This window comes from Bergeriella denitrificans NBRC 102155 (genome assembly GCF_001592185.1).
GTDB classification, from domain to species: Bacteria; Pseudomonadota; Gammaproteobacteria; order Burkholderiales; family Neisseriaceae; genus Neisseria; species Neisseria denitrificans.
The window spans coordinates 1-10,393 of record NZ_BCWL01000058.1 but is presented as its reverse complement, the minus strand read 5'-3'; the positions used below and the strand labels follow the sequence as shown (position 1 = coordinate 10,393).

Genomic DNA, 10,393 nt, shown 5'->3' with positions numbered 1-10,393 from the left:
TGACACAAAAGGCTGCAACGTGAACCATCGGCGGTTCTGCTCTCTGTTCCACTTTCCGTCGCGTTACCGCGCCCGGCCGTTAGCCGGCATTCTGCTCTTTGGAGCCCGGACTTTCCTCCCCGTATGCCTTACGCGATACGCGGCGACTGTCTGTCCGGGCGGTGTGCGGGCGGATTATAGCATGGAACGGGAAAGGCCGTCTGAAAACGGATTTTCAGACGGCCTTTGCGTTTGCTGCGAAAGGTCGGTTAGGTTGCAAACCTAACATTTCCATAAATGGTGATGTGACGCATTTCTCGTAGGGCGGGGTTGCCATCCCGCCACTCATTCGCAGAATGAGAAACGTTCGGGCTCAATCCATCAGAAAAGCGGCGGGGTGGCAACCTCGCCCTACGGCATGATGTGTTGGGATGGTCTCCCGACCTACGCATTTTTTGTGGTACTCAATGCTTCCGCGCAGTCACAAATTCCGCCAGCTGCCGCAAATGCGTGGCTTTTTCGCCGAACGGCTGCAACAATGCTACGGCTTCGGCGACCAGTGCTTCGGCGTAGGCGCGGGCTTCGTTCAAGCCCATCAGCTTCACATAAGTCGGCTTGTCGTTGTCCGCATCCTTGCCTGCGGTTTTGCCCAATGTGGCGGTGTCGGCTTCGCAGTCGAGCACATCATCAATCACTTGGAAAGCGAGGCCGAGCTTGGCGGCGTAGCGGTCGAGGCGGTCGATTTCACCGTCGCCCAAACCGGGGCAGGCGAGTGCGCCTAAAACCACGGCGGCGCGGATAAGCGCACCGGTTTTGAGGCCGTGCATCTGCTCCAATTCAGCTTGGTTCATCGGTTTGCCGACATTGGCCAAATCGATGGCCTGTCCGCCCGCCATACCGAGGCTGCCGCTGGCTTGGGCCAATACAGACAACATTTTGAGTTGGCGAGCGGCGGGCAAGGCGGTCGGGCGGCTCAATACCTCAAACGCCTGCGTTTGCAGCGCGTCGCCGACCAAGAGCGCGGTGGCTTCGTCGTATTGCACATGGCAGGTCGGCTTGCCTCGGCGCAGACTGTCGTTGTCCATCGGCGGCATATCGTCATGCACCAATGAATAGACGTGCACCATCTCAATCGCGCCCATCGCCTGCTCAACGGCGGCTAAATCGGCATCGCCCAATTCGGAAGCGGCCAATACCAGCAAGGGGCGCAGGCGTTTGCCGCCGCCGAGGGTGACGTAACGCATGGCTTCGTGCAGCTTTTGCGGCAGCTCGTTTTCAGACGGCAGCAGGCGCTCCAGCACCAGCTCGGTTTGCGCTTGGGCTTTTTGCTGCCAGGCTTTCAAATCATTCGCTCGGGTCAAGGCTCAGCTCCTTCATTTCGCCGGCATCCAATACCTGTAATTTCTGTTCGACATCGGCCAGCTTGTTTTGGCAATACTGCACCAGCTCGTTGCCTTCCTGATAGGCGGCCAGCGCGTCTTCCAGCGGCATATCGCTGCTCTGCATGGCTTGCGTCAGCGCTTCGAGGCGTTTGACGGCTTCTTCAAAAGATTTGGGGGCGGCGTTTTTTTTCATGGTTACGGGGCGGTAAAACAAAAAGGCATTGTAGCATTTTTAGGCGGGCAAGGCCGTTTTTCACGCAGGCGCTGCCGAAAGAGGCTGCCGAAATGCTAAAATATAGTTGGAGAAATTAATTTTTCCGACTATACCTGCTTCCCGCCCATTTTTCAGACGGCCTTTCATGCTTACCGACCTCGAAAAAAACGCCATCCGCGACCACTACCAAAACATCGGCAAAAACCTGCCCAATTTCCGCCCGCGCGCCGCGCAGCGGGAAATGATTGCGGCGGTGGCCAACGCGTTTTCACGCACTTTGGTGCGCGAAGAAGGCGGCGAAGCACCCAAACGCGAGGGCGAGAGTATTGCCGTTATCGAAGGGCCGACCGGCGTGGGCAAATCGCTGGCTTACCTGCTGGCGGGCGGCATCATGGCGCAGACGCGCGGCAAACGGCTGATTGTGTCCAGCGCAACCGTTGCACTGCAAGAGCAGCTGGTTGACCGCGATTTACCGTTTTTAGTAGAAAAAAGCGGCTTGGAGCTCACATTTGCACTGGCCAAAGGACGCGGACGCTATCTTTGCCCCTACAAACTCTACCAGCTCACTCAAGGCAGCGCGCAGCAGAGCCTGCTCGGATTTGAAGCCCCCGCCGCGTTATGGGATACCAAGCCGAAAAAAGAAGAGCTGGACACTTTGCGCACGCTGGCCGACGAATTTGCCGCCCGCCGTTACAACGGCGACCGCGACGCATGGCCGGAAAAAATCGACGACGGCTTGTGGCTCCGCATCACCAACGACCGTCACGGCTGCCTGAAAGCCGCCTGTCCCAACCGCGCCGAATGCCCGTTTTATCTGGCGCGCGATGTTTTGGAAACGGTTGACGTCGTCGTCGCCAACCATGACCTGCTGTTGTCCGACATCAGCATGGGCGGCGGCGTCATCCTGCCCGCGCCCGAAAACAGCTTTTACTGCATAGACGAAGCACACCACCTGCCGAAAAAAGCCCTGAGCCAGTTTGCCGCCGAACATTCATGGAACACCGCCGCATGGTCGCTGGAAAAACTGCCGCAAATCACGGGTAAAATCGCCGCCGTCACCGACAAAGCGGAGTTGGCAAACTTGGCCGACGAAGCCGCCGTATCGCTGCTCGACAGCCTGCACGAATGGCAATTCCACCTTGCCGAAGAACCCGAAATGAGCATCAGGCCGTCCCACGGGGAGGCTTCGCACTCTGAAACCAACAGCGATTTCAACCGCAAAAACAGCGAACCGACCTGGCTGTGGCAGGACGGCAAAATTCCCGAAGGCTTGGAACTTTTGGTTTCCAATACCGCCGTTGCCGCCAAAAGCCTGCTCAAACACACCTACGGCCTGAACGACGCACTCTCCGCCGCCCGCCGCGACAAAGAGCAGGACAGCGTCCTCATCGACCGCCTCAGCAGCGAATTCGGCCTGTTTACCGCCCGCATCGAACAAATCAGCGCCGTATGGGATTTATTTGCCACCGTGCCCGCAGAAGGCGAAGCACCCTTGGCCAAATGGATTACCCGCCGCATCGACGACAAAAACGACTATATCTTCAACGCCAGCCCCATCAGCAGCGCCAACCATCTGGCCAACAGCCTGTGGCGGCGGGCAGCCGGTGCCGTATTGACCTCAGCCACCCTGCAATCGCTGGGCAACTTCAATCTGCTGCTGCGGCAAACCGGCCTCGTCTGGCTGCCCGAAACCACCACATTGGCATTGCAAAGCCCGTTCGATTTCGAAGCACAAGGCGAACTGTATCTCCCGCCCGTGCACGCCAGCCCCAAAGACCCCGCCGCGCATACCGCCGCCATCGTCGAATGGCTGCCCAAGCTCATTTCCGCCGAAGAAGCCATCGGCACGCTGGTACTCTTCTCCTCGCGCAAACAAATGCAGGACGTCGCCCTGCGCCTGCCCGACACCTACCTGCCGCTGCTCCTGATACAGGGCGAGCTGCCCAAAGCCGTTTTGCTGCAACGCCATGACGAAGCCCTGCAGTCAGGCAAAGCCAGCATCATCTTCGGCCTCGACAGCTTCGCCGAAGGCCTCGACCTCCCCGGCGAAGCCTGCGTACAAGTCATCATCGCCAAACTGCCGTTTTCCATGCCCGACAATCCGATTGAGAAAACCCAAAACCGCTGGATCGAACAGCGCGGCGGCAACCCCTTTATCGAAATCACCGTACCCGAAGCCAGCATCAAACTCGTCCAAGCCGTCGGCCGCCTGATCCGCACCGAGCAAGACTACGGCCGCGTCACCATCCTCGACAACCGCGTCAAAACCCAACGCTACGGCCAACAGCTGCTGGCGTGTTTACCGCCGTTTAAACGGATAGGGTAGATGAAACGCTAAAAAAGGCCGTCTGAAAATCGTGATTTTCAGGCGGCTTGGGACTTTTGTAAAAGCGATTACAGCCCTCAGCCCCGTCATTCCCGCGCAGGCGGGAATCCACTTTTAAAGTTAAGAAACCTGTTTTAAAACAACAAACCGCTTATCTTCAACGGTGGATTCCCGCCTGCGCGGGAATGACGGCATTGGAAGAGGCTAATTTTCTACCAAAATACAGGCTTTCGTTCCAAGTCTGACCTGTTTCGTTTTTTAGAAACTTCACTTATATATCGTTTAATCGGTACACCCCGATAATCAAAAAAAAGGCCGTCTGAAAAATCGCCATAATGCAATTTTCAGACGGCCTTTTTAATGGTCGAACCATTGCCGTATCCGCAGCGGGCGGCAGCCCGCGCCCCACGGCACACAATTCTCGTATGTTCAGACGGCTGTTGCCGTCTGCGCTCAGGCGCGGATGCGGCGCAGCACTTCTTCACGGCCGATTAAGGCCAATACGGCATCCACGCTCGGGGTTTTGGCGGTGCCGCATACGGCCAGGCGCAGGGGCATGCCGAGTTTGCCCATTTTGATGCCTTCTTCGTCGCAGAAGGGTTTGAACAGGTCGTGAATGGCTTCGGCCGTCCAATCGTCCAAACCTTCGAGCTTGTCGGCGAAGCGCAGCATACGCGCGGGGGCTTCGTCGTCCCAGTGTTTGGCGGTGTCGGCTTCGGCGGGCGTTTGTTTTTCGTAGAAGTAAACGCATTCGTCGGCCAGCGTGTTCAAATCTTGGGCGCGGTCTTTGACGAGTGCCAACACGTTTTCCAGCGCGGGGGCGGCGGTATCGGTGATGCCGCGCACGGCCAGGCGGGGTTTCGCCAGCGCGGCGAGCGCGTCGTCGGGCGTGGCTTTGATGTGTTCGGCGTTAATCCAGTAGAGTTTTTTCAAATCCATGCGGCTTGGAGAGGGGGAGACGTCTTTCAAATCAAACCACTCGATAAACTGCTGCATGGTGAAAAATTCGTCGTCGCCGTGCGCCCAGCCGAGACGCGCCAGATAGTTGAGCATGGCTTCGGGCAGGATGCCCATGGCGCCGAAATCGGTGATGGCTACGGTGTCGCCGCTGCGCTTGGAGATTTTTTTGCCCTGCTCGTTGAGAATCATCGGCAGGTGGGCGTATTCGGGCAGAGTGGCGCCCATGGCTTTTAAGATGTTGATTTGCTTGGGTGTGTTGTTGACGTGGTCGTCGCCGCGAATCACGTGGGTGATGCCCATGTCGAAATCGTCAACGACAACGCAGAAATTGTAGGTCGGCGTGCCGTCGGCGCGGGCGATGATTAAATCGTCCAGCGCGTCGTTGGGGATGGAGATTTTACCTTTGACGAGGTCGTGCCACTCGGTTGCGCCGTCGAGCGGGGTTTTGAAGCGCACCACCGGCTCTACGCCTTCGGGTACGGGCGGCAGGGTTTTGCCGGCTTCGGGGCGCCAGCGGCGGTCGTAGGTGGCCGTGCCTTCGCGTTCGGCTTTTTCGCGCATGGCTTCCAGCTCTTCTTTGCTGCAATAGCAGTAGTAGGCCGCGCCTTTGTCTAAGAGTTCGGCCAGCACTTCTTTGTAGCGGTCGAAGCGGCGGGTTTGGTACACCACGTTGTCGGCGTTGTCGTAATTCAGGCCGACCCACTTCATGCCGTCGAGAATGACGTTGACCGATTCGGCGGTGGAGCGTGCCAGGTCGGTGTCTTCAATACGCAGCAGGAATTCGCCTTTGTGCTTTTTGGCAAACGCCCAGGAAAACAGGGCGGTGCGTACGCCGCCGATGTGCAGGTAGCCGGTGGGGCTGGGTGCGAAACGGGTTTTGACGGTCATGATGGCTTCCGATATGAAAAAGTGAAAGCGTTATTGTATAGCGTGGCGGGGGATAAACCAAGTCGGGCGAGGCGGCGGAGCCTGATGAAAAGCCGTCTGAAAACCGGCTGCCGGGCGCAGGTGAAGTTTTCAGACGGCTTTTTCAGACGGCCTTGGCGGTTTATTTAGACAAAACCAGCTTGGGCAGCCAGGTAGAAAGCTCGGGCACGGCGGCCAGCAGCACCAAAACGGCAAGCACAACGGCCAAAAAAGGAACCAGCTGCTTCACCAAAGCGCTCATTTTGACCCGGGTTTGCGCCATCACCACAAACAGGCCGGGGCCGACGGGCGGCGTGAGTACGCCGATGGCGGTGGCAATGGCGCAGACCACGCCGAACTGCACCGGATCGACGCCCAGCTGCTTCACCACGGGCATCAAAATCGGCACCAACACAATCAGCGCGCTGATGCTTTCCAAAAACATGCCCAGGAAAATCAGCACGGCGGCCACGGCCAGCATAAACCAAAACGGCGAATCCGTCAGCGAGGTAATCAGCGCGACCACTTGGTCGGGAACGCCCTGAAAAGTCAGCGCCCAGCTCAGCAGCGAGGCGGCGGCAATCAGGCCGCAGATGGTGGCGGTCAGCGTGCAGACAGACAGGAAAATGTCAAACAGGTCGCGGATGCGGATTTCCCGATAGGCAAAACACAAAACAAAAGCAATCAGCGAAGCCACCGCGCCGGCTTCGGTCGGCGTCATGATGCCGGCGGCGATGCCCACGATGATGACGCAGGGAATCATGCCCGGCAGCAGCCCGTCAAACAGGATTTTGCGTACAGGCACGCCGTCGGCGGCGCGTACGGATGCTGCCGGAATGTGTTTGCCGGCCAGGCTGAAGCCGAACACCACCGCGCACAGCCCGAAGAAAATCAGCGTGGCAGGCACGACACCCGCGATAAACAGGGGAATAATCGGCTGCACCGCCACCACGCTGTAAATAATCATCAGCATCGAGGGCGGGAAAATCGGCCCGAGCAGGCCGCCCGATACCGTCACCGCGCTGGCAAACGCCTTGTCGTAGCCCTGTTTTTCCATAGGCGGAATCATCACGCGGCTCATCACGCCGATTTGCGCCACCGCCGAGCCGAGAATGGAGGCCGCCAGCGCATTGGTGGCCAGATTGGTATAGGCCAGCCCGCCTTTCAGACGGCCGACAAACAGCTCGGTAACGGCAATCAGACGCTGCGTCAGGCCGCCTTTGTTCATGATTTCACCCACCAGCACAAACAGCGGAATGGCCAGCAGGCTGCCGGTTTCCAAAGAGTTAAACAGCTGCAGCGGCGCGCTGCTGACGAGTACGGCCTGCCCGCCGGACACCATAAACAGCAGGGCGGCGCACAAAATGGCGGCATATACCGGCAAGCCGGCCAGGAGCAGAATCAAAAATACGGTCAGGGTCAGCATGGCTCATACTCCTGTCGGTTCGTGGTGGGCGGTGGCGGGGGCATTGCCCGCGCAGCGGTTGGCCGTAGCGGCGAATTGGTGGAAGCAGAGCAGCGTCAGCGCCAGCGGCAGGGCGGCAAAGGTATGCCAGCGCGGCAGGCCGGTGGTGCCGCTGACTTCGGCCTGCACTTCGGGGCGCAGCACCCACGCCCAGGCGTAGAAACACAAGACCGCCGTCAGCGCCAGCAGCAGGATGTCGGTCAGCAGCATCACGGTTTTGCGGCTTTTCGTGCCCAGCGCGTTTACGGCGAAATCGATGCAGATGTGCTGGCGCGTGTGCGTCAGATAGGCGAGACCGAAAGCGGTGATAAAGGCCAAAAGCTGGGCGCAGATTTCTTCCGCCCAAAATAAAGGCGCGTCGAAAAAGTAGCGCAACACCACCTGCGTAATCATGATGAGCGCCAGCAGGCCGCAGAATAAAACCAAAAGCCATTGTTCGCCCCGCGCAAGGCGGCTGTCGAGGCGGTTGAGCAGGGATAGGGACATGGTGTTCTCCTTGGTCGGAATATTGTGAAACGGCGCGAGCATTTCGGGCAGCTCATTTCACGACAGTCGAAGAAAATCAGTATGAAACAAGGCGCAGTAACGCCGTATCATGCTGTGTTCGATGACTATAGATAAGGCGGTTTTTCAGACGGCCCGAAGCCGTCTGAAAACGGCATTACGGCTGTAACGCGCGGGCTTCCCGATAAAAGCGGCCCAGCAGCGCGTGGCGTTGCCGGTAGCGTTCGGCCACATCGGCGCCGATGCGGGTAAAGGGCTGCAAATCGGCTTGTTGCAGCTTCACGCCGTCTTTCAGCGCGGCCTGCAGGTTTTTCTCTTCCGCAGCGGCGGCCTGCTCATAGCCCCACAGCTCGGCTTCTTTCACGGCTTCGCGCACAATGCGGCGGCGGCGCTCGTCCAGCCCGTCCCAATAGCGTTTCGAGACCACAATCACGGCGGGAAACGCCATGTGGTTGCTCATGGTCAGATAGGGCGCTTGATGGTGGAACTTCATGCCCACGAGCGCATCCAGGTCGATGTCCACCGCGTCCAGCAGCTTGGTCGTCAGCGCGGGGGCGACTTCGGACAAGGGCAGCGGCGTGGGCGCAGCGCCGTTACCGCGCCAGTAATCTTTGTAAACCGGATTGGGAAAGGCGCGGATTTTGCGGTTTTTCAAATCATCGGGGTGGTTGACCGGCGTGAGCGACAGCACATGGCGCATTCCGGCAAAGGCGTAGCCCATGCCGATCATGCCGTGTTTGTCGAGGCTGCCGAGCATTTCCTGCGCGGCGGGCGTGGCAGCGGCGGCGGTGGCGTGTTTCACGTCGCGGAACAGATAGGGCATGGACCAGCCGAGAAAGGCCGGTTCGCGGTTGGAGAGCGAGCCTGCGGTCAGAATCGCCATCGGCATCGCGCCCGAGCGCAGCATATCCATCATCAAGCCTTCCGAGCCGAGTTTGCTCAACGGGCTGACGGCGAGCTTCATGTTGCCGCCGCTTTTGGCTTGCAGGTTTTGGTCGATTTTGACGGCAATTTTGTGCCAAACGTGGCTGGGCGGGGTGACATGGCCGAGCTTCAGGGTTTCGGCCTGTGCGCTCCACGCGGCGGCGCAGGCCAGCGCGGCAGCCAAAAGGCGCAGGGGGTGCAGGGATTTCACGGCATTTCTCCTCTGTGGGCGCGGTTTGCCATCCGCGCGGCGCGGCGGTGCGCGGCCTGATGCGGATGCTGTCCGACGCTTTTATGACGGTGTTTTGCCTGTCTGCCGGGTAGCCGAAGCCCCGCCTGATTTGACGGCGTAGGGTTTCGGGGGTGTGGGAAAGTTGGGCAGAAATGCAGGCAGAAAGGCGGTGTGATGCGGGGCGGACGGGTGTGCTTTATTTTCAGACGGCCTGTCGGCCGTCTGAAAACGGGTCAGTCTTCGTCCAGGCAGGTTTCCGCTTTCCAGCCGTGCAGCCAGGCCAGCGAATCGTACATCTGCGCCTGCGTGCGGCCTTTCCACAGCGAATTGCGGACCAGCCGCTCCACGCCGGCGGCGTGATAGACGCGCCCCATCTCGCGGGCGGCATACAGCACGCGGGCGGTGCGCGGAATCCGCACGCGGTCGTAGTGGGCGAAAGCGGCTTCGTAATCGAAGCGGTAGCGGCGCAACGCCATGCCCAGCGCCACGGCGTCTTCCAAAGCCTGACACGCGCCCTGCGCCAGATACTGCGTCATCGGATGCGCGGCATCGCCCAGCAGGGTAATGCGGCCGAAGCTCCAACGCTCGACCGGATCGCGGTCGGCGGTGGCCCAGCGTTTCCACGAAGTCGGGCGGTCGAGCATCTGGTGCGGCAGGGGATGCACGCCTTGGAAATACGACAACACTTCTTCCTTGCTGCCGTCGGTCACGCCCCATTCTTCTTGCTCGCGGCTGTGGAACGTCACCACCAGGTTGTATTGCTGGCCGCCGCGCAGCGGGTAGTGCACCAGATGGCATTTCGGGCCGGCCCATACAACGGGCGCGTTTTGCTGCAGGGCTTCGGGCATATTTTCCTTATCCACCACCGCGCGGTACACAACGTGGCCGGTGACTTTGGCTTCATCGCCAATCAGGTGGCGGCGGACTGCGGATTTCACGCCGTCGCAGCCGATAAGGGCATCGGCGGTGTAGCGGCGGCCGTGGCTGTCGATGGCGGTGGCGCTGTGTGCGTCTTGCTCGACGGCAACGATTTCCGTGGCCGTCTGAAAACGGATAGACGGATGCTGCTGCACCGCTTCCAAGATGGAAAGGTGGATGTCGGCGCGGTGGATAACGGCGTAAGGGTTGCCGAAGCGCTCGCGGTAGGCTTGGCCGACGTCGATTTCCAACACAGGCTCGGCGGTGGTGCCGTCCATCAGGCGCAGGGTGTCGGTGAACACCGAGCGGGCGCGGGCGGCTTCGCCGACGCCCAGCGCATCCAGCGCGGCAAAGGCGTTGGCACCGAGCTGGATGCCGGCGCCGATTTCGCCAATCTGCTGCGCCTGTTCCAATACCAAGACTTCCGCGCCTTCGCGGGCGGCGGCCAATGCTGCGGCCAGGCCGCCGATGCCGCCGCCGATGATGAGGATTTTGGGTTGGGGTTGTCCGTTCATGATGTGTCTCCTGGTTTTGCCGATTTATAGTCGTCGAACTTAAATCCTGCTACGGCGTTGGCTCGCCC

General features: G+C 59.7%; 8 protein-coding genes. 1 reads left to right on the top strand and 7 read right to left on the bottom strand.

Translation table 11 applies throughout. From position 1 onward, the window contains the following. Positions 1-443: 443 nt before the first annotated feature. Positions 444-1,340 (bottom strand): polyprenyl synthetase family protein, encoded by an 897-nt coding sequence (locus tag BDE01S_RS04915; RefSeq protein ID WP_066078074.1) that lies wholly within the window; start codon positions 1,338-1,340, stop codon positions 444-446. Further along, a complete protein-coding gene (locus BDE01S_RS04910) occupies positions 1,324-1,554 on the bottom strand; it encodes an exodeoxyribonuclease VII small subunit (protein ID WP_066078072.1) in 231 nt (76 codons plus the stop codon). Before BDE01S_RS04910 ends, BDE01S_RS04915 begins: the two co-directional genes overlap by 17 nt. A 166-nt stretch (positions 1,555-1,720) precedes the next feature. Between BDE01S_RS04910 and dinG the strand changes: the two genes are divergently transcribed. Beyond that, complete coding sequence (dinG, locus tag BDE01S_RS04905) at positions 1,721-3,901, top strand: ATP-dependent DNA helicase DinG (protein ID WP_066078067.1); 2,181 nt, start codon at positions 1,721-1,723, stop codon at positions 3,899-3,901. 453 nt (positions 3,902-4,354) lie between these two features. Here dinG and gltX read toward each other — a convergent pair whose 3' ends face one another. The 5 genes from gltX to BDE01S_RS04880 form a co-directional block, all read right to left on the bottom strand. Beyond that, the gene (gene gltX, locus BDE01S_RS04900) at positions 4,355-5,749 is read right to left on the bottom strand and encodes a glutamate--tRNA ligase (RefSeq protein WP_066078065.1); all 1,395 of its coding nucleotides are present in this window, start codon (positions 5,747-5,749) and stop codon (positions 4,355-4,357) included. Positions 5,750-5,909: 160 nt separating this feature from the next. Beyond that, the gene (locus BDE01S_RS04895; RefSeq protein ID WP_066078062.1) at positions 5,910-7,193 is read right to left on the bottom strand and encodes a TRAP transporter large permease; all 1,284 of its coding nucleotides are present in this window, start codon (positions 7,191-7,193) and stop codon (positions 5,910-5,912) included. Between the two features lie 3 nt (positions 7,194-7,196). Beyond that, positions 7,197-7,718, bottom strand: a complete 522-nt coding sequence (locus BDE01S_RS04890) for a TRAP transporter small permease (RefSeq protein WP_066078057.1) — start codon at positions 7,716-7,718, stop codon at positions 7,197-7,199. 175 nt (positions 7,719-7,893) lie between these two features. Next, a complete protein-coding gene (locus BDE01S_RS04885) occupies positions 7,894-8,871 on the bottom strand; it encodes a TRAP transporter substrate-binding protein (RefSeq protein WP_066078054.1) in 978 nt (325 codons plus the stop codon). 254 nt (positions 8,872-9,125) lie between these two features. Next, positions 9,126-10,325 carry a 3-hydroxybenzoate 6-monooxygenase gene (locus tag BDE01S_RS04880; RefSeq protein ID WP_066078053.1) on the bottom strand — a complete coding sequence of 400 codons (1,200 nt, stop codon included), beginning with the start codon at positions 10,323-10,325 and terminating at the stop codon, positions 9,126-9,128. Between the last annotated feature and the right edge of the window lie 68 nt (positions 10,326-10,393).

Excerpts from the sequence above, each read along its gene's own strand:
- BDE01S_RS04895 (WP_066078062.1), bottom strand. The coding sequence starts at position 7,193 with ATGCTGACCCTGACCGTATTTTTGATTCTGCTCCTGGCCGGCTTGCCG.
- BDE01S_RS04890 (WP_066078057.1), bottom strand. The coding sequence starts at position 7,718 with ATGTCCCTATCCCTGCTCAACCGCCTCGACAGCCGCCTTGCGCGGGGC.
- gltX (WP_066078065.1), bottom strand. The coding sequence starts at position 5,749 with ATGACCGTCAAAACCCGTTTCGCACCCAGCCCCACCGGCTACCTGCAC.
- BDE01S_RS04910 (WP_066078072.1), bottom strand. The coding sequence starts at position 1,554 with ATGAAAAAAAACGCCGCCCCCAAATCTTTTGAAGAAGCCGTCAAACGC.
- BDE01S_RS04880 (WP_066078053.1), bottom strand. The coding sequence starts at position 10,325 with ATGAACGGACAACCCCAACCCAAAATCCTCATCATCGGCGGCGGCATC.
- dinG (WP_066078067.1), top strand. The coding sequence starts at position 1,721 with ATGCTTACCGACCTCGAAAAAAACGCCATCCGCGACCACTACCAAAAC.